This is a genomic window from Haloechinothrix salitolerans (assembly GCF_042662605.1).
Taxonomy (GTDB): Bacteria; Actinomycetota; Actinomycetes; order Mycobacteriales; family Pseudonocardiaceae; genus Haloechinothrix_A; species Haloechinothrix_A salitolerans.
Window position 1 is genome coordinate 5099840 of sequence record NZ_JBHSXX010000001.1, and the last position, 18172, is coordinate 5118011.

Genomic DNA, 18172 nt, shown 5'->3' on the forward strand with positions numbered 1-18172 from the left:
GGTCCGGCTCAGTCCGCCCCGACGACCAGCACGTGCAGGTGTCGCGGCCCGTGCACGCCTTCCACCCGGTTCAGCTCGATGTCGCTGGTGGCCGACGGTCCGCTGATCCACGTCTGCGGCCGCGCCGGGTCGAGTCGGGCGACGGCGTCCGGCACCCCGGCCACGATCTGATCGGCGCGGATGACGCAGACATGCCGGTCAGGTACCAAGCTCAGCGCGCGACGGCCCTGGCCAGGACCGTGGTCGAGCACGATCGTGCCCGTGATCGCGATGCCAACGGCGGCCGTGGTGACGACGGCCTCCACGGTGTCCAGTTCGGACGCCGGCAGATCATCGGCCAGCGCGTCGTCAACCAGGTACGGCAGGTCACCGGGCACGACGACGCGGCGTGCGTCGCCGAGCGCGGCGCGGATGGCCTCGACGACGTCAGCGTGCGCGCACCGGGTGACAGCGGCACGGTAGTCGGTCACCCGCTCGGCGAACAGCTCGATGAGGTCAGCGGATGCCGGGGTATCGCGGTAGCCGCGCGGCACCTCGACGTCCGCCCTGGGCGCGTCGGCCAGCGCGGTCCGGATCGACACGAGAATCTCGTCGCGCGCGCTGGTCACGACTCACTCCGCTCCACACGGGTGCGCCGCCACCACTCCCGGAACGATTCGGCCGGTGGCGCGGGCATGTCTCGGGCTGTGGTCCACCGCGCACCAGGGCCGGGCAGCGAACCGAGTACCCGCCTGCCACCCGGGGCGCTACGACGCGATATCCGCGTCAACAGACGTCCAGCGACCCCGGCGAACCGCTCCAGCGGCCCCAGCCTGCGTGCGTCGGCCAGCATCCACGACGCCGCCTTCATCGCGACGGCCTCCGGTTTCGGCGCCTGGCCGCGATGCGCGTCGACCACCTTCGACCGCAGGTGCACCAGCACCTCGGGGATGTCGATGCGCACCGGGCAGGCCTCGAAACACGCCCCACACAGGCTCGACGCGTATGGCAGCGAGTCGACCTGCTCGTCATGACCGACGCCTCGCAGCAGTGGGTTGAGGATCGCGCCGATCGGTCCCGGATACACCGACCCGTACGCGTGGCCACCGGTACGTTCGTAGACTGGACACACGTTGAGGCACGCCGAACAGCGGATGCAGCGCAGCGCCTGCCGCCCCACCTCATCGGCCAGCGCGCGCGTGCGCCCGTTGTCCAGCAACACGACGTGCATCTCCTGTGGCCCGTCGCCCGGAGTGACACCGGTCCACGTCGACGTGTACGGGTTCATTCGCTCGCCCGTGCTCGACCGGGGCAACAGTTGCAGGAAGACGTCGAGGTCGTCCCAGCTGGGCACCACCTTCTCGATGCCGACAACGGATACCAGGATCTCCGGCAGCGTCAGGCACATCCGGCCGTTGCCCTCGGACTCGACGACCATCAGCGTGCCGGTGTCGGCGACGGCGAAGTTCGCGCCGGACACGGCCATCCGCGCGGACAGGAACTTCTCCCGCAGGTGTGACCGGGCCGCGGCGGCCAGCTCAGCCGGGTCGTCGGTCAGGTCGTCGGGTGCGGGACGGCCCGCTGACGCCATCCGCCGCAAGAAGATCTCCCGAATCTCCGCCCGGTTGCGGTGAATCGCGGGCACCAAAATGTGGCTCGGCAGGTCGTCACCGAGCTGCACGATCAACTCGGCCAGGTCCGTCTCGACCGCCGCGATCCCCCGCTCGGCGAGCGACTCGTTCAGACCGATCTCCTGGGTAGCCATCGACTTCACCTTGACGAGCTCATCGATGCCGTTGTCCAGGGCGATCCCAGCGACGATGCCGCATGCTTCCTCGGCGTCACGCGCCCAGTGCACGGTCGCCCCGCGCTCGGTCAGGGACCGCTCGAGCCGCAGCAGGTGCTCGTCCAGGTTGTGCAGGGCGTTGTCCTTGATGGCCGCGCCCGCCCTACGCAGCTCCTCCCACTCGGAGACCTCGCCGACCACCTGCGCCCGCTTGCCCCGGATCGTGCCGGTGGCGTGCGCGAGGTTCCCTCGCAACTGGCTGTCGGCCAGCGCCGTCTTCGCCGCGTCGGGGAAGGCGGGCATGCCCACGAACGTCGCGCTCATCGACCCTCCGTACTCGCCAGCACCTCGGCCAGATGCAGCACCCGGACACCGGAACGCTGCCGCGACAGCATCCCGCCGATGTGCAGTAGACACGAATTGTCCCCCGCGACGAGCACTTCAGCACCCGTCTCGCGCACATGGCGGACCTTATCCGCGCCCATCGCCACCGACGTGTCGGTGTTCTTCACCGCGAACGTGCCACCGAAACCGCAGCACTCCTCGGCGGCGGGCAGCTCTGTCAGTCGTAGCCCCCGCACCGCGCGCAACAGCCGGAACGGCCGATCCCCGACGTCGAGCATCCGCAACGAATGGCACGTCGGGTGATACGTGACCTCGTGCGGGAAATACGCGCCGACGTCGGCGACACCAAGCACATCGACCAGAAACTCCGACAGCTCGTACACCCGCGCCGATGTCTCCGCCACCGCGTTAGCGAGATCGTCGTCGCCGCTCCGTCGCGCGACGATGTCGTGCTGGTGCCGTACCGAACCCGCGCACGAGCCCGACGGCGCCACGATCGCGTCATACCCGGCGAACGCGTCTACGAAGGACCGCACAATCGGTACGGCTTCGTCGAGGTACCCGGTGTTCACCATAGGCTGGGCGCAACACGTTTGCCCCGCGGGGAAGTCGACGTCTACACCCAGCCGGGACAGTAGCCGCACCACCGCCTTGCCCGTGTCAGGGAACATGGCGTCATTGATGCAGGTGACCAGCAGCGCGACCCTGATGTCCGATGATTCGGACCCGCCAGCAGTCCTCATGTCCGAGCATCATCCCACGCCCCGCGTGAGTCAGTGGGCTCATACCGACGAACGTCGGGTCAGGGTCCCGCGCAGTCGGCAAACAAACTGGCGAGCTGATCACCCACCCGGTCCAGCACCCCGGGATCCCCTGTCGCTCTGGCCAGCACCAAAGCGCCCTCCAGGGCGGTGAGCAGGAGTTCGTCGTTCCCGGCCAGAGTCGTATACCTGCTGGCGACCTCCGTGCGCCAGTGAGCCACGGCGGCCGCGGTGGGCGACCCTGGTCCCGCGATTCCGTCCCGGCCCTCGACGGCCGCCGCGGCCATCGGGCAGCCGACGTCCGTGCCATGCTCGCGCATGAGGTCGGCATACCGACCGAAAAGCGCCCGCACGACATCGGCTGTCGTGCTACCCGAGTGTGCGACAGCCTCGTCGAGCAGCCAGGTGAACTCCTCGCCGTTGCGCTCGAGGCAGGCCGCGACCAATGCTCGCTTGCCGCCGGGGAAATGGTGCGCGAAGACACCTTTGGACACGCCCGCGTGACGGCATACCTGCTCCACTCCTGTCCCGCTGATCCCATGCCGCCGAAACAGGGTGAGCGCGGCTTTCACCAGCGTCGCGCGAGTCGAGGTGCGGCGTCGATCTGCGGTCATACTCACAATACTAGTACGACCGTGCGAGCATATGCTCTAATCGGTGTGTGAGCCACAACGACGTGCCTGAGACCTTCTCCGCTGTCAGCCGAGTCGCACGGACCGACCCCGGCCGGTTCGAGATGTCGATCAGCCCTGAATGGACCATCGGTGGCAAGCCGAACGGCGGCTACCTGCTGGCCGCCCTCGCTCGTGCGGCTACCGAGGACAGCCCGCATGACAACGTTCTCGCCGCGAGCGCCCACTACCTGCACGCACCCGACCCCGGTGCCGCATCGATCGAGACCGAGGTGCTGCGTACGGGGCGCTCCGCGAGTCAGGTTCGGGCTCGTCTGATACAGAACGGAAAACCGTGCATCGAGGCGCTCACCACGATCGGCACGCTCGAACCAGACACGAAGCCGTACTGGACCGAGGGACTGCCAGCGTCCGAGATGCGTGACCGGGACAGCGCCGTCCGGATCCCGGGCACCAGCCCCACCGGCGCGGTCATAGCAATCATGGACCAGGTCGATTTGCGGATCGACCGGGAGGACGCTGCCTTCAGCGTGGGCAAACCGAGGGGTGTCGGTGAGCTCAACGGCTGGCTGGAGCTCCCCGGTGGCGAGAACTTCGACCCGCTCTCCCTGCTCTACGCGGTCGACTCTTTCCCACCCGCGACGCTGGACATCGAGCTGACCGGCTGGGTACCGACCCTGGAGCTCACCGCCTACATTCGCGCGCTACCCGCGCCTGGACCAGTCCGCGTCCGGCAGAAGGCGCGACTCATCGACGCCCAAAAGGTCGACGAGGCCTGCTTCGTGTGGGACAGCACCGGCCGACTGGTCGCCCAAGCCACCCAACTCGCGGCCATCCGCCTTGGATAACCGACCGGTGTCTGGCTCGTGGGGTAGCCCACGAGCCAGACACTCGGTCAGCGCAGCAGTTGCCGAGCCATCACCAAGCGCTGGACCTGGTTGGTGCCCTCGTAGATCTGGGTGATCTTGGCGTCGCGCATCATCCGCTCGGCCGGGAAGTCCCGGGTGTAGCCCGCCCCGCCGAGCAGCTGCACGGCGTCCGTGGTCACCTTCATCGCGACGTCGGAGGCGTGGCATTTGGCCGCGGCGCCATAGAACGTGACGTCGTCGTCACCGCGCTCGGACTTCGCGGCGGCGACGTAGACCATTTGCCGCGCGGTCTCGACCGCCATCGCCATGTCAGCGAGCATGAACTGCACGCCCTGGAACTCGCCAATAGTCTTACCGAACTGCTCACGCTCTTTGACGTAGGCGACGGCCTCGTCCAACGCGCCCTGCGCGATACCGACGGCCTGCGCGCCGATGGTGATGCGGGTGTGGTCCAGCGTGCGCAGCGCGATCTTGAGCCCTTCCCCTGGCTTGCCGACCATCCGGTCGCCGGGGATACGAACGTTGTCGAAGTGCAGCTCCCGCGTCGGCGAGCCCTTGATGCCAAGCTTGCGCTCGGGTGCGCCGAAGCTGAACCCGGGATCGGACTTCTCCACGACGAACGCGCTCACGTTGGAACCACGCTTGCCGTCGGGGTCGGTGACCGCGAGCACGGTGTAGTACTCGGACACGCCGGCGTTGGTGATCCACGCCTTGTGCCCGTTGAGGATCCAGTCATCGCCGTCGGCGACGGCACGACACTTCATCGACGCGGTGTCGGAGCCCGCCTCACGCTCGGACAGCCCGTACGAGAAGCCTCCCTCGCCCTTGGCCAGTGGCGGGAGGTACTTCGCCTTGACCTCATCGGACGCGGCGAGCAGCAGCGGCATGCTGCCGAGCTTGTTGACCGCGGGGACGAGTGAGGACGACGCACACACCCGCGCGACCTCTTCGATCACGATGCAGGTCGCCAGGGCGTCAGCACCCGCGCCACCGTACTCCTCGGGGACGTGCGGTGCGTGGAAGTCAGATGCGACCAGCGCGTCGTTCGCTTCCCGCGGGTATCTGCCCTGCTCGTCCACGTCGGCGGCGTACGGGGCGATCTTGTCTCGCGCGACGGCGCGGACCGCTTCCCGGATGATCTCGTGATCCTCGGACAAGCGAAACAGGTCGAAGTTGGTGTTGTCCATGGCTGTCCTCTCAGGAGTAGGTGTAGAAACCGCGTCCGGTCTTGCGGCCGAGCAAGCCGGCGTCGACCATCCGGGCGAGCAGCGGCGGCGGGGCGTACAGCGGCTCCTTGAACTCCTCGTACAGCGACTCGGCGACGGCCTTGGTCGTGTCGAGGCCGATCAGGTCGGCGAGCGCGAGCGGCCCCTGCGGATGAGCGGCACCCCGGACCAGACCCTCGTCGATGTCCTCGGCGGTCGCGAAACCAGACTCGAGCATGCGGATCGCCGACAGGATGAACGGCACGAGCAGCGCGTTGACGACGAAGCCCGCGCGATCCTGGCAGTCGATGGCGTGCTTGCCCAGGGTGTCTTGGACGAACGAGCGGGCGCGCTCGGTGGTCTCGGACGACGTCAGCAGGCTCGGCACCAGTTCGACCAGGGACAGGACCGGCACCGGGTTGAAGAAGTGCACGCCGATCACCTGCGCCGGCCGGGTGGTGGCCACTCCGAGCTTCATGATCGGGATCGATGACGTGTTGGACGCGAGCACGGCATCCGGCGAGCGCACGATCTTGTCCAGTCGCTCGAACAGCTCCACCTTGGCGGCCTCGTTCTCGACGATGGCCTCCACGACCAGTTCGCGGTCGGCGAGCTCGTCGAGGTCGGTCACCACCCGGATCCGGCCGAGCACCTCGTCGGCGCTGTCGATCTTGCCCTTGCTCTCGGCGCGGGACAGCGACTTGGCCAGCCGGCTCCTGCCTGCCTCGGCCGCTTCGGGACTGGACTCGGCCACGACTACGTCCGATCCGGCGCGGGCGGACACTTCGGCGATCCCCGCGCCCATCAGCCCGCAGCCGACAACTCCGATGCGCTGCATAAGACGTCCTCTCCTCGGTTGTCTGATACTCAGTATCGTATAGGTGAGACCAAGTATCAAATGCGAGGATCAGCACATGCCCGAGCGAACCGTCAAGGACCGACTCATCGAAGCCGCGTTCACGCTGTTCGAGGAGCGCGGATACGAGCGGACCACGGTCGACGACATCACCGAACGGGCCGGCGTCAGCAGGGCGACGTTCTTCCGCACGTTCCGGTCGAAGGAAGACGTGATCTTCCCCGACCACGACGCCGTGCTGACCGCGATCCGATCCCGGCTGGCGGGCTCGACACAGCAGACCGCGCTGGTCGCCGTGTGCGAGGCCGCCCGGCTGGTACTGCTGCACTACATCGGCGAGGGCGAACTCGCACTCAGCCGCTATCGGCTGACCAGGACGTTTCCCGCGCTACGAGATCGCGAGATCGCCAGCACCCTCCAGTACCAGCGGGTGTTCCGCGAGTTCATCCACGACTGGATGGGTGGTGAGGAAGACACCGCGCTCCGGGCTGAGCTCATGGCCGCCGCCGTCGTCACCGCGCACAACTACGTGCTGCGGCGCTGGCTGCGTGGCCAGACCGACGCACCGGAGGCTGAGTTCGACGCGGCGATGGCCAGCACTGTCGATCTGTTCGCCGAGCCCGGGTCCACAACCGGCCCCGGCTCGATCGTGGTCTTCCGCACCTCACAGGACCTCGACGCCGTGCTCCCGGCGCTGCGCGGCATCCTCGGGGACCCGGCCTGAAGCGCCGAGGTCGCGGCTCCGCCGTGACCATCGCACCCTCAGCCGCCTGCCATGGCGCCGACGATCAGCAAAGGCTCCTCCCCCACCATGACCTGCTTCGGCAGTGGTGTGTCGGGCGGCTCGCGCGACAGGTCGCGCTCGCAGGCGAAGTACCGTACGAACGCCCGGCGTTCGCCGGTGTGCTGGTCACGGATGGTGCCACGTAACACCGGGTACTGACTCTCTAGTGCGTCCAGCACCGAGGACATCGACACCTCACCATCGATGTCCAGCTCCACCTCGCCGTCCACGCGGGCCAGTCTGCGCAGATGCGTCGGCAGCTTGACGCGGATCATGGCAGCGTCTGCACCTCGACCGAGAGCACCGAGGGAAGGTTGGACACAATCGGCGCCCAGGTGTCACCGGCGTCGGGCGAGGCATAGACCTGGCCGCCCGTGGTGCCGAAGTACACGCCGCACTCGTCGAGCGTGTCGACCGCCATCGCATCGCGCAGCACGTTCACATAGCAGTCTCGCTGCGGCAGGCCGTTGGTCAACGGCTCCCACTCGTTCCCGCCAGTCCGGCTCCGATAGACGCGCAGCCTGCCCTCTGGCGGGTAGTGCAGCGAATCGCTGGTGATCGGAACGACGTAGACGATGTCCGGCTCGTGGGCGTGCACGGCGATGGGAAAGCCGAAGTCGGTCGGTAAGTCGCCACTGATCTCGTACCAGTTGTCGCCCGCGTCGTCGCTGCGCATGACGTCCCAGTGTTTCTGCATGAACAGCACGTCCGGCCGCGAGGGGTGCATCGCGATGCGGTGCACGCAGTGCCCGACTTCAGCGTCTTGGTCGGGTATGCCGTCGGATTTCAAACCGCGGTTGATCGCCTGCCACGTCCGCCCGCCGTCATCGGTGCGAAACGCGCCAGCCGCCGAGATGGCGATGGTTAGCCGGTCCGTGTTGGTCGGATGCTGGATGATCGTGTGCAGGCACAGCCCGCCGGCGCCCGGCTGCCACTGTGGCCCTGACCCGTGAGCGCGTAGCCCGGGCAGCTCCTGCCATGTCTGGCCGCCGTCGACGGTGCGGAACAGCCCGGCGTCCTCGATGCCCGCGTAGACGGTGTCCGGGTCAGTCAGTGACGGCTCAAGGTGCCAGACGCGGGTGAACTTCCAGGGAACCTCCGAACCGTCGTAGTACTGGTGGGTGCCAGCGTCACCCTCATAGGTGAAGTCCTTGCCAACCGGCTCCCATGTCTTGCCGCCATCGTCCGAGCGCTGGATGAGCTGCCCGAACCACGCCGTCGACTGCGACGCGTAGAGGCGGTCGGGCTCCGCTGGTGACCCGGCCACGTGGTAGACCTCCCAGCCACCGAAGTGCGGCCCGCTGACATCCCAGTCCTTACGCTTACCATCAGACGTCAGCACGAACGCCCCCTTGCGCGTGCCGACGAGAACACGTACCCCACTCATGGGTAACTCCATTCCGTAGGTGCCGGTCGCACTGACCACCGATAATGACCACGGCCGGGCGGGAATTTTCGCTGTACAACGCAGTCTCGCAGCGGGGACCGACAATTTCGCGAGCCTACGCCTGTCCGGCGTTCGACCGGGTGAATGGCGGCGTTACGGGACTGGTCCTACGGCGCAGGCACACGAGCCAGCGGCACGATCAGCGGTTCACCGGCCTGAGCGTCGGACTCGAACGTGACCGTGTAGTCGTGGTCGGCGATGTCCAGCACGGCGACCCGGTTGCGGAAGTCCGGTCCCGACAGCTTCCACCACCACAGCGGACGCGGCCCGACGCCGCCTCGGCGTGCCCACCAGCTCACCAGCCGCGTCACCGCGGACGACCAGGTGACGCGAAACGCGAGTTCGGCGACCCACGGGATGGTGTTGTGCACCGGGGAGCACGTCACCTGCCACACCTTCGGCCACTCGCGCTCATCGAAGTGCGCCTCAGCGATGTAGCTGTGGTGCACGTCGCCGGAGAGCACACTGACCGTGGCAGGTGGCTCGGGCGTGCGTTCACCGCTGCCGATCGCGTACAGCAGGTTGGTCAGTCGGTCGAACGACGAGCGGAAAGCAGCCCAGTGCTCCAGGTCGATCGCCTGCCGCACCCGCTCTGCCAGCCAGCCTCGGATGCCGCCGCGATCGCACGCGCGCTCGTTCAACGACTCCACCTCGTGCACGGCGTGCGGCAGCAGCCACGGCAGCGAGGACCCGATCAGCAGGTGCTCGTAGTCGCCACGAGTCGCGTCTTCGATCCAGTCGAACTCGGCGTCGGAGACCATCAGCCGTTCCGTCCCGAGGATGCGGCCGCACCGGGTGTCGATGACGACCAGCCGCACCGAACCGACGTCGCGGCGGTAGCTCCAGCGCGTGTACTTCACGCCGTCGACCTCGGCGTCGGCCTTGTCAGCGAAGTCGCCAAGGACGTCGTAGGCATCGCCGGTCTCGCCCACGCGACGAACCTCGGCCAGCAGCTCGTGCCCGGCCAGTTCCCCGGGCGTGAGGTTGCCAAGGTGCTGGTACAGCCAGTACGCCATCAGCGAACCGCGGATCCGCTCACGCCACCAGGGCCGCCGCGCCATCGCGCGCCGCCACGCCGCCGACGTGTTCCAGTCGTCGATGACGTCGTGGTCATCAAAGATCATCGACGTCGACACCGTGGACATCAGCCACCGGATCTCCGGGTCGGACCAGGTCTCGAGGTACAGCTGGGTGCACTCCTCGAAGTCCGCGACACCGATCCCCGGCGGCTTTCTGGTGTCGCGGCGTCGCTTGATCCAGCGCCGGATATGGGGCGATGTCTCGTCGGCGTAGACCTGGTCACCGAGAAGCAGCAGCACGTCCGGCCACTCCGAGTCCGGTTGTTCGGCCATACGCTCGGCGTACGCGTTGAGCGCGTCACCACCGACGCGTCGCCGCCGCCTGGAGGTCAGTGGTGACGCGAATCGGCAGGACCCGAACACCATCCGTAGTCGTGCGCCCTGGTCAACCGCGTACGTGCGGATACGGCTGGCCGGGAACGGCGAGTCCGACAGTGGCCACACCATGTGGCCGTCGAGGCTGACCGTGTACGACCGCGACTCGCCCGGTGTGAGCCCTGTGATGACAACGAGGCCGTAATGATGCCCACCGACCTGGAACGTCCGCGACGTGCTGCCCAGGATTTCGACGACGCATGCCCGGTCGGTCTCCACCCATACCGTCGCTGACGTCTCGTCGACGTGCCGCAGCACCGGCCCCAGCATCAGTCGTGGTTCGGTCATCAGGCGTCCGCTTCAGTGATTCGACATCCGCTCGGCGGTCACGAGTCCGTCAGTCCTCGGCTAGCCTGCTCGATCGCACACCACCGCCGCAAGCTCACCGAGCGGCCCTCTCGCGCGACCCCCGGCCCTCGCCGCCACCACACGGGGAACGGATAGGCTCCCGCTCTATGTCCGACCGACTCTATTTCCGCCAGTTGCTGTCCGGCCGTGACTTCGCTGTGGGTGACCCCGTCGCCACCCAGATGCTGAACTTCGCGTACCTGATCGGCGACCGCGAGACACGGGAAGCCGTCATCGTCGATCCCGCCTACGCTGTCGGCGAACTGCTCGACACGCTCGCCGCGGACGACATGCGGCTGGTCGGCGTGCTCGGCACCCACCATCACCCCGACCACGTCGGCGGCAGCATGATGGGTTTCGAACTGCCAGGGCTCGCCGAGTTGCTCGCCAGGGAGCAGGTCCCGGTGCACGTCAACCGCGAAGAGCTCGACTGGGTGCAGCGCGTCACCGGTGTCTCGGCCACCGACCTCACCGCGCACGACCACGATTCCAGGATCGAGGTCGGCGCCATCACGATCCGTACGCTGCACACACCAGGTCACACACCGGGCAGTCAGTGTTTCCTCGTCGGCAACCGGCTCGTCGCGGGCGACACGCTGTTCCTTGATGGCTGCGGCCGCACCGACTTCCCCGGCGGCGACGCCGAGGCGATGTATCACAGCCTGCACCAGCTTGCCGGGCTACCGAACGATCCCGTGGTGTACCCGGGTCACCAGTACTCGAAGGACCCGTCCGCGCCGCTGTCCACTGTCAGGGAGAACAACGTCGTGTTCCGACCCCGGTCGCTGCAGGAGTGGCAGCAGATGTTCGGAGCCTAACTGGTCTTTCGTCCCCGCGCCGGTCCGTGCGGCGTTGCGGATACCTCCGTCAGCCTTGAACTGGGCGGCACGGCTGGTTCCGCAGCGACCCGCGGCCGGTAACGGTGCCCGCGGTCTCCTCCCTCACCACGTTGTGAGCAATTCGGCTTACTGCTCAACGAGATCGCGTCGGACATGATGCGCATCCGGTTGCGACTCGCCCATCACCCGAATGGTGCGTGAGCGCACTCACCTTGCCGTCGCGGCGAATCGTCCGGAAAGATCGATTCCGACAGACACGGCGATGGCGACCGAGGAAGCCGGTGCGAATCCGGCACGGACCCGCCACTGTGACCGGGGAGCGAATCCCAGCAAGGCCACGACCCGCGAGGGTGGGAAGGCCGGGAGCAGCGTAGATCCGGGAGTCAGGACACTCACGTCATCGCCTCCTCGCACAACCGGGGCGGGATATCCCCGAGAGAGGTGACCGCTGGTCATGACCGTTCGCGGGCGCACGCGCCTTGCCCTGTCCGTTCTCATTGGCTCGCTCGGCCTCGCGGCCTGTAGCACCCCCGCACCCCTGGCAGACGACACACCCGAGGGCTGCATCGCGGATTTCGACGCGGACGTCGACTACTACCCAACCAAGACATCGGTCGAACACGCGGAGAATTTCTCGCTGCGCTACGAGAAGTCGTACCAAGTGCTCACGATCGACGAGCCGTTTCCCGGCGGTAGCCCTGTGACGTACGCGCTGGTGCACTGCGGCGCGCCGACCCCATCGCTCACCGGCGACCTCGCGGACGCGACCGTGGTGACGACGCCGATCGACAGCCTGTACGCCGAGTCCACGACACACCTGCCGCTGCTGGCCCAGTTGGATCGGCTCGACGTCCTCAGCGGGGTGGCGAACGCGTCCCGCGTGGTCAACGCCGACGTACGGAAAGCGATCGACGTGGGCGACGTCGTCGAGTACGGCAGTGATACCACCCTCGACGTCGAGCAAGTGGTCGCCGACGCGCCGGACGTCGTGATGAGCGGCGGCACCAACAAGCCGGAGTACGCCGCGCTCCGCAAGGCCGACGTCACGGTGGTGGCGAACGCCGAGTGGCTGGAGGCCTCACCGTTGGGCAGGGCGGAGTGGCTGAAGGTGATGGCCGCGCTAACCGGCGAGGAAGCCGCGGCGGAGAAGATGTTCGAGCGGATCGAGTCCGGCTATCACGACGTCAAGGACATGGTGGCGGACGCGGCGACCGTCGAGGTGCTGACCGGCAACATGTGGCGGGGCACGTGGTCGGTGCCTGGCGGCGCGTCGTACCAGAGCAGGCTGCTCGCGGACGCGGGCGCGACGCACCCGTGGGCGGACACCGACGACACCGGCAGCCTGTCGCTGTCCGCCGAAGAAGTCGCCGCCAAGGCCAGCGACATCCCGCTGTGGCTGGCCAGCACAGAGTGGCGCACCAAGGACGACGTCACCAGCGAGGACCCGCGCTACGCCGAGCTGGCCGCCATGAAGTCCGGACAGGTGTGGACTATCGCCGAAGACGTCGGACCGAACGGCGGCAACGGCTACTGGGAACGCGGCGTGACCCGGCCAGACCTGGTGCTCGCTGACCTGGCCGCGATCGTCCACCCGGACCGGCTACCCGGTCACGACTTCCAGTTCTACCGCCAGGTGGGGCGGTGACCGCCGCGTCGACCTCCGCGACGGCCACCGCGACGGCGGTAGCGCGGGCAGTCCCGCCGAGCGCGATGTTTCGCAGGGTGATCGCGCTCGGCGGGCTGTTCGCAGGCACCGGCACCGCACTGACCCTGGCCATCACGGTCGGCTCGGTGCCGGTGCCCCTTCACGAAACCGTGCGGGTGTTGCTCGGCGCAACCCCCGCCGACCCGCGCTGGCAGGTGGTGATCGAGACAATCCGGTTGCCCCGCGCGCTCACGGCCGCACTCGCCGGAGCGGCGCTGGGCATGGCGGGCCTGCAGATGCAGACGCTGTTCCGCAACCCGCTGGCCGATCCGTACTCGCTGGGAGTGAGTTCGGGCGCCAGTCTCGGCGTCTCGCTGGCGGTGGTCGGCGCGGGCACCGGCGCGTCGGGATTCGCCGCCGACGTCGCTGCTGGCGGCAGGGCGGGTGTCGTCGTCGCGGCGGCGGCCGGTGCCGGGCTGGTGTTGTCCGGCATCCTGCTGCTCGCCCGGTTCGTCCGCTCCCCTGTCACGCTGCTGGTGATCGGCGTGATGGTCGGATCCGCGACGACCGCCATCGTCAGCCTGCTGCTGACCTGGACGGAACCTCAGCAGGCGCAGCAGTTCCTCGCCTGGGGACTGGGCAGTTTCTCCGGCACGACGTGGTCCGATCTGGCGTTGTTCGGCGGCGTGACGGTCGCGGGCATCGCGGTGGCCACCTCGTCCGCGAAGCAGTTGAACGCCCTGCTGCTCGGTGAGAATTACGCCCGCACGCTCGGGCTCAACGTCGGCAGGGCACGGACGACCACACTGCTCAGTGCGTCGCTGCTGGCAGGGGCGGTCACAGCGTTCTGCGGACCGATCGGCTTCCTCGGCATCGCGGTGCCCCACGCCGCACGACGTCTAGCTGGGACCTCCGACCACCGCGTGCTGCTGCCCGCGACGCTCCTGGCGGGCGCGATGACGGCGTTGTTGTGCTCGGTAGTGTCGCAACTGCCAGACACGGTCATCCCCATCAACGTGATCACGGCGCTACTCGGTGCGCCGGTCGTCATCGCCATCCTGTTGCGCAGCCGCGCGCTTCAGGGGGTCGGCACATGACGCTGCGGCTGGACGCACTGAGCGTCGGCTATCGACGACATACCGTCCTCACCGGACTGTCCGCCGTGGCCGGCCGCGGCGAGCTGACAATCCTACTCGGACCCAATGGAGTCGGTAAGTCGACAATGATCCGCGCCCTCGCGGGCCTGCAACCGCCACTGTCGGGCGGGATGTCGCTCGACGGCGCCGACCTCACGCGACTGTCCACAACGGAACGAGCACGTCGGATCGCGGTGGTGCTGACCGAGCGTGTCTCCCCTGGCCTGCTCACCGGCCGCGAGCTGGTGTCGTTCGGCAGGCACCCGCACACCGGGTTCACGGGTGCGCTCGGCCAGCGCGACCGGGATGTCGTGGCGTGGGCACTCGACGTCGTCGACGCGACTCACCTCGCGGATCGTGACCTGTCGGAAGTCTCGGACGGCGAGCGGCAGCGGCTGCTCACCGCTCGGGCGCTCGCGCAGGAGCCGGACCTGCTGTTGCTGGACGAGCCAAGCGCGTTCCTCGACGCGCCGTCACGGGTGGCGTTGATGGGACTGCTGCGCCGCCTCGCCACCGAACGCGACCTGGCGATCGTAGTCTCCACGCACGAGGTCGAGCTGGCGCTGCGGCTCGCGGACACCGCGTGGCTGATCGACGCGCACGGCACCCTGCACACCGGGACGCCGCAGCAGTTGGTGTCGGACGGCACCGTGAGCGCCGTGTTCGACACCGAGCAGCTGCGGTTCGACCCGGTGAGCGGGACGTTCGAGCCGCGGGAACGGCTGCCCGCGTGAGGCCACGCGGGCAGCCCGCCCGTCACCGGCCGCCGCTGAACCGCACGACCTGCTGGAACGTCGGCCGGTTCTGGTAGTCGATGTCGCGGACGCCAACGACACCCGCCGTCGTCGAGCGGATGCTGTCGATCGTCTTGTCGTAGGTGAGCTGATCGACGGGCACGCCGCCCTGCTGCTCCCGCACCCGTTCGATCGCGGCGGTGAACGACTCGCGCAGGTCCGCGCGGCACTGCTCGGCCGAACCGTCGCCACAGTAGGTGCGGTGGTGCCTGAACCTCGCCGGCTCGCCGAATGCCTGCCGCAGATCCGTGCTGACGTAGCTGTACCAGGGGCTGGTCCAGGTCGAGCCCTGCCCGTGGCGCGGGTGGTTGTCCAGCGACTTCGGCAGCTCGTCGACCAGATCACCGAGTCCGCCGCGCAGGACGTCCTTGGCGACGCCGTCGCTGCCGGACTGCCACCACTCATCGAACAGCGCGATCGCCGCCTGGTGGGAGTACGCGCCGTCACGGTCACGGTCCACCCGGTGCGCGCCGTCCGCGAGCCACGCCCGCAGCAGGTCGGCCGCCTCGGCGGTGGCCGGGTCGTCACCGAGCGCCCGCAGCAGGTGCGGCAGCGTGTAGAACGCCCGGACATCGACGGTCGCGGCGTCCTGCACCGCGGCGGTCAGCACCTCCAGCGTGACGCGACGGTCCCGCACCATCGGCTCGATGCGGTCGGACAGCGACAGGCTGCGGTGCACGCTGCCCCTACCCCACTGGTCATCGGCGGCGGCACGGCCGCGCGCCTGCTTGTTGTTCCAGTTGATCAGCGCACCTGAGGGCGGGTTGATCGCGCGAGCGTGGTCCTCGAACGCCAGAAAGCCCCGCCAGTCGTACTGGCTGTCGCCCCAGCGCGGCAGGTCGAACTCCACGCTGTCGGCGCGCTTCGGCAGCAGGCCGGAACCGTAGTGCGCGATGTCGGAGTCGTCGGCGTAGAACCAGTTGAAGGTGTAGTCAATGCCGTGCATAGCGCGCTGGAACGACTCGGCGTCGGTGACGTAGTTCGGGTCGTTGACGCGCATGAAGCCGAGCGCCGAGTCCACCTCGTGGTTGTAGGTGGACCGCTGCGAGACGACGGCGACCGGATCACCATCCACGGTGGTGCGGGTTTGCACGATGCCGTGGTGGGTGCGCAGCACGAGGAACTTCAAATGCTGCGGCGGTTCCAGTGCGGAGGCGTTGGGCAGCGCGGTTTCTTCGTGGATCCGCTTGTCCATCGGCACGCACCGGCCGTCCCGCAGATACGCCTCGGACTCCACCGTCGGCTTCGATCCGTCCATTTCGCATAGTCGTTCCACGACGGTGTCGACATTATCCAAACTGGAACTAGTCGCTGACCAGGCGTAGTCCACGCCGCGTCCGATCTGGACGAACAGGTGCGTGCCCGCGAACGCGACGCCGCGCGCCTTGATGCCGGGACCGTCAAGCACCTGCTCGGTCCACAGTTGCGGCGCGAAGTAGCCGGTCTGTGGCCCAAACACCGCCGCGGGGTGCCCGGACTCGGTGCGGTCGGCGGAGACCAGCGCAGCGTTGCTCATCGCGTTGCCCGCCTGGTTCAGGTCGAGCGGACCCCACGGGGTGTCCAGCACCCCGGGCAAACTGGCGGGATCGCCGGTGGTGAGGTCGTCCAACGCGGCAGACTGACCGCCGATAAGTGCGCCGGAGCCGGGTGCGGTCGCGGTCGGGTTCAGATCAGGCAGCGCCACGCCAGGCAACGATGGGTCCAGCTCGGGACTACCGCCGTATGGGAACCGCTTCTCGATGGTGACCGGGGTTTCCGGGTTCTCCTTGTTACGCAGGTCGTCATAGATCTCGCGGGCTTCGGCGTCGCCGTACTTCGCGCGCAGCCTCTGGAACCACTGGGCATTGCCGAACTCGGCGCCGCCGCCTTTGCCGAAAATGCCGCCGACCAGCGAGGCGACGTAGACGACGTCCGCGCGGGTCCACTCCCTCGGCTTCTTCTGCAATGCGGCGTACTCGACGGGACATCTCGGGCCGGCCGGCAGCAGGCCGGGGCACATCTCGCGCTGCGCGGCGTTGATGCCCTCGACGAAGGCGTCGGCGATGTCGAGCAGCCGCTGCCCCTCCTGCCCATAGCGCCCGACGGCGGCGGCCATCTGGTCACGCGCCTCCTCCGGCGTATAAGGCGCGAGCCGGAGCTGCTGCTGGTCCATCGCGATGTTGCCCTCGGTCGCGCCGAGGAACTCCGCCGACCGTGCCGCGCCCGTGTGCCGGAGGACGTCCATCAGGAACATCCGGTCCAGCGTGCCCGCGTACCCAGCGCCCCACGCGACGTCCTCGTCGGTGTTGCCTTTGATGTGCGGGACGCCCTCGCCATCCCAGGTGATGCTGAGATCGTGCCGCTCGGGAAACGTCTGTCGCGGGCGAGACCACTCGCTCTCCGGTGGTGTACTGAACGTTTCCGGCTTGTAGAACTCGGTGAGGTCGGCGTTCGTGATCTGCTCGGGCGTGAGCGTGTTCAGCGCGTCGTACGGCTCAAGCTGGTTGGCGAAGTTGCGCGGTGTCGTGGCATCCGCCTGCCTGCCTTCCGGGTCGTTGGCGACGACCTCGGCCAGCGTCGCTGGCGTCGTCGTGCCCGCCTGACCGGGCGGCAGGATGTTGAGCACCGTGCCGTAGTCGTCGACGGGATCGACGTCAGGTGAGATCTGAGCGGCGGCACTAGTGACGGAGCCAGCGACAGCTCCGCTGATCGTGATGAGTGAAACCGCGAAGACGGCCACGAGTCTAGATGAGCGCACGACACCTCCTTTGAGGAACTTTCACGTTTCTAACGAGGTGTTGTGTCGTGAGTAACGGTCGCGATGGCGACGACCATGTGCGCCGAGACGTCCACGTCGAGTTGTTGATCAACCTTGCTCCCTGAAGAACGGAATTATGTCCGCTTTGTCGGATATTGTTCGTCACCCGAGGAGCAAGGTTGATCAACTCCCGTAAAGCGCGGCATCCATAGCAGCATTTCGAATCCCACGACTACCTACTTTCGTCGGTTCACGTTCCGTTGAATCACACCGAAGATCACCGCGTCATGCGATCCGAGAAAACGAGAACCCGTTCACCGACCGTCAGCACCCATGGGATGTCCGGGTGAACTCAGCCAGGGCGCATTACGAGAACAACTGATGTTCGTTGAACACGGTCGCCACGACGGAAGGGCACGGCACGACGACACGACCTCGGCGGAGGCATCACGGACACACCCACCATTCAGAAGCGTTTCCGAACCAATTAAACAGCCCAGCGAGCCCTTTTTAGTCCGGGCCGCCAGGATTTCTATGTCTCATTTTTTACCCATA

General features: G+C 67.7%; 16 protein-coding genes and 1 riboswitch. Of the genes, 6 read left to right on the forward strand and 10 right to left on the reverse strand.

Translation table 11 applies throughout. The annotated features are described in order from the left end of the window. Positions 1 to 8: 8 nt before the first annotated feature. The 4 genes from ACFQGD_RS24240 to ACFQGD_RS24255 all read right to left on the reverse strand — a co-directional run bounded on the left by ACFQGD_RS24240 (position 9) and on the right by ACFQGD_RS24255 (position 3485). The gene (locus ACFQGD_RS24240; RefSeq protein ID WP_345389589.1) at positions 9 to 608 is read right to left on the reverse strand and encodes a LutC/YkgG family protein; all 600 of its coding nucleotides are present in this window, start codon (positions 606 to 608) and stop codon (positions 9 to 11) included. After that, complete coding sequence (locus tag ACFQGD_RS24245; RefSeq protein ID WP_345389592.1) at positions 605 to 2089, reverse strand: lactate utilization protein B; 1485 nt, start codon at positions 2087 to 2089, stop codon at positions 605 to 607. The genes ACFQGD_RS24240 and ACFQGD_RS24245 overlap by 4 nt, the downstream gene beginning before the upstream one ends. Then, complete coding sequence (locus ACFQGD_RS24250) at positions 2086 to 2820, reverse strand: (Fe-S)-binding protein (RefSeq protein ID WP_345389701.1); 735 nt, start codon at positions 2818 to 2820, stop codon at positions 2086 to 2088. The genes ACFQGD_RS24245 and ACFQGD_RS24250 overlap by 4 nt, the downstream gene beginning before the upstream one ends. Positions 2821 to 2912: 92 nt before the next feature. After that, positions 2913 to 3485, reverse strand: a complete 573-nt coding sequence (locus ACFQGD_RS24255; protein ID WP_345389595.1) for a TetR/AcrR family transcriptional regulator — start codon at positions 3483 to 3485, stop codon at positions 2913 to 2915. A gap of 47 nt (positions 3486 to 3532) precedes the next feature. Here ACFQGD_RS24255 and ACFQGD_RS24260 point away from each other — a divergent pair, with 47 nt between their 5' ends. Further along, positions 3533 to 4351, forward strand: a complete 819-nt coding sequence (locus ACFQGD_RS24260; protein ID WP_345389598.1) for a thioesterase family protein — start codon at positions 3533 to 3535, stop codon at positions 4349 to 4351. Positions 4352 to 4398: 47 nt separating this feature from the next. Here ACFQGD_RS24260 and ACFQGD_RS24265 read toward each other — a convergent pair whose 3' ends face one another. Next, positions 4399 to 5559 (reverse strand): acyl-CoA dehydrogenase family protein, encoded by a 1161-nt coding sequence (locus ACFQGD_RS24265; protein ID WP_345389601.1) that lies wholly within the window; start codon positions 5557 to 5559, stop codon positions 4399 to 4401. A 10-nt stretch (positions 5560 to 5569) separates the two neighbouring features. Further along, complete coding sequence (locus ACFQGD_RS24270; protein ID WP_345389603.1) at positions 5570 to 6415, reverse strand: 3-hydroxybutyryl-CoA dehydrogenase; 846 nt, start codon at positions 6413 to 6415, stop codon at positions 5570 to 5572. A gap of 76 nt (positions 6416 to 6491) precedes the next feature. Here ACFQGD_RS24270 and ACFQGD_RS24275 point away from each other — a divergent pair, with 76 nt between their 5' ends. Next, positions 6492 to 7157, forward strand: a complete 666-nt coding sequence (locus tag ACFQGD_RS24275; RefSeq protein ID WP_345389606.1) for a TetR/AcrR family transcriptional regulator — start codon at positions 6492 to 6494, stop codon at positions 7155 to 7157. Positions 7158 to 7195: 38 nt separating this feature from the next. Here the strand turns inward: ACFQGD_RS24275 and ACFQGD_RS24280 are convergent, their stop codons facing one another. The 3 genes from ACFQGD_RS24280 to ACFQGD_RS24290 all read right to left on the reverse strand — a co-directional run bounded on the left by ACFQGD_RS24280 (position 7196) and on the right by ACFQGD_RS24290 (position 10406). Then, entirely contained in the window at positions 7196 to 7492 is a 297-nt protein-coding gene (locus ACFQGD_RS24280) for a MoaD/ThiS family protein (protein WP_345389609.1), read from the reverse strand. Further along, complete coding sequence (locus ACFQGD_RS24285; RefSeq protein ID WP_345389612.1) at positions 7489 to 8604, reverse strand: WD40/YVTN/BNR-like repeat-containing protein; 1116 nt, start codon at positions 8602 to 8604, stop codon at positions 7489 to 7491. Before ACFQGD_RS24285 ends, ACFQGD_RS24280 begins: the two co-directional genes overlap by 4 nt. A gap of 167 nt (positions 8605 to 8771) precedes the next feature. Next, positions 8772 to 10406 (reverse strand): alkaline phosphatase D family protein, encoded by a 1635-nt coding sequence (locus tag ACFQGD_RS24290; protein ID WP_345389615.1) that lies wholly within the window; start codon positions 10404 to 10406, stop codon positions 8772 to 8774. A gap of 167 nt (positions 10407 to 10573) precedes the next feature. Between ACFQGD_RS24290 and ACFQGD_RS24295 the strand changes: the two genes are divergently transcribed. From ACFQGD_RS24295 to ACFQGD_RS24310, 4 genes are all read left to right on the forward strand, one after another. Further along, entirely contained in the window at positions 10574 to 11284 is a 711-nt protein-coding gene (locus ACFQGD_RS24295; protein ID WP_345389618.1) for an MBL fold metallo-hydrolase, read from the forward strand. Positions 11285 to 11539: 255 nt separating this feature from the next. Beyond that, a riboswitch (cobalamin riboswitch) is annotated at positions 11540 to 11715 on the forward strand. A 44-nt stretch (positions 11716 to 11759) separates the two neighbouring features. Continuing rightward, on the forward strand, positions 11760 to 12950 hold the full coding sequence (locus ACFQGD_RS24300; RefSeq protein ID WP_345389621.1) for an ABC transporter substrate-binding protein: 1191 nt from the start codon (positions 11760 to 11762) through the stop codon (positions 12948 to 12950). Then, positions 12947 to 14047: a FecCD family ABC transporter permease gene (locus tag ACFQGD_RS24305; RefSeq protein WP_345389624.1), complete on the forward strand. Its 1101-nt coding sequence runs from the start codon at positions 12947 to 12949 to the stop codon at positions 14045 to 14047. Before ACFQGD_RS24300 ends, ACFQGD_RS24305 begins: the two co-directional genes overlap by 4 nt. Then, complete coding sequence (locus ACFQGD_RS24310) at positions 14044 to 14820, forward strand: ABC transporter ATP-binding protein (RefSeq protein WP_345389627.1); 777 nt, start codon at positions 14044 to 14046, stop codon at positions 14818 to 14820. The genes ACFQGD_RS24305 and ACFQGD_RS24310 overlap by 4 nt, the downstream gene beginning before the upstream one ends. Before the next feature lie 22 nt (positions 14821 to 14842). Here the strand turns inward: ACFQGD_RS24310 and ACFQGD_RS24315 are convergent, their stop codons facing one another. Beyond that, positions 14843 to 17617: a penicillin acylase family protein gene (locus tag ACFQGD_RS24315; RefSeq protein WP_345389630.1), complete on the reverse strand. Its 2775-nt coding sequence runs from the start codon at positions 17615 to 17617 to the stop codon at positions 14843 to 14845. Positions 17618 to 18172 lie beyond the last annotated feature (555 nt).

Excerpts from the sequence above, each read along its gene's own strand:
- ACFQGD_RS24245 (WP_345389592.1), bottom strand. The coding sequence starts at position 2,089 with ATGAGCGCGACGTTCGTGGGCATGCCCGCCTTCCCCGACGCGGCGAAG.
- ACFQGD_RS24295 (WP_345389618.1), top strand. The coding sequence starts at position 10,574 with ATGTCCGACCGACTCTATTTCCGCCAGTTGCTGTCCGGCCGTGACTTC.
- ACFQGD_RS24280 (WP_345389609.1), bottom strand. The coding sequence starts at position 7,492 with ATGATCCGCGTCAAGCTGCCGACGCATCTGCGCAGACTGGCCCGCGTG.
- ACFQGD_RS24285 (WP_345389612.1), bottom strand. The coding sequence starts at position 8,604 with ATGAGTGGGGTACGTGTTCTCGTCGGCACGCGCAAGGGGGCGTTCGTG.
- ACFQGD_RS24255 (WP_345389595.1), bottom strand. The coding sequence starts at position 3,485 with ATGACCGCAGATCGACGCCGCACCTCGACTCGCGCGACGCTGGTGAAA.
- ACFQGD_RS24290 (WP_345389615.1), bottom strand. The coding sequence starts at position 10,406 with ATGACCGAACCACGACTGATGCTGGGGCCGGTGCTGCGGCACGTCGAC.
- ACFQGD_RS24275 (WP_345389606.1), top strand. The coding sequence starts at position 6,492 with ATGCCCGAGCGAACCGTCAAGGACCGACTCATCGAAGCCGCGTTCACG.
- ACFQGD_RS24265 (WP_345389601.1), bottom strand. The coding sequence starts at position 5,559 with ATGGACAACACCAACTTCGACCTGTTTCGCTTGTCCGAGGATCACGAG.
- ACFQGD_RS24310 (WP_345389627.1), top strand. The coding sequence starts at position 14,044 with ATGACGCTGCGGCTGGACGCACTGAGCGTCGGCTATCGACGACATACC.
- ACFQGD_RS24270 (WP_345389603.1), bottom strand. The coding sequence starts at position 6,415 with ATGCAGCGCATCGGAGTTGTCGGCTGCGGGCTGATGGGCGCGGGGATC.
- ACFQGD_RS24300 (WP_345389621.1), top strand. The coding sequence starts at position 11,760 with ATGACCGTTCGCGGGCGCACGCGCCTTGCCCTGTCCGTTCTCATTGGC.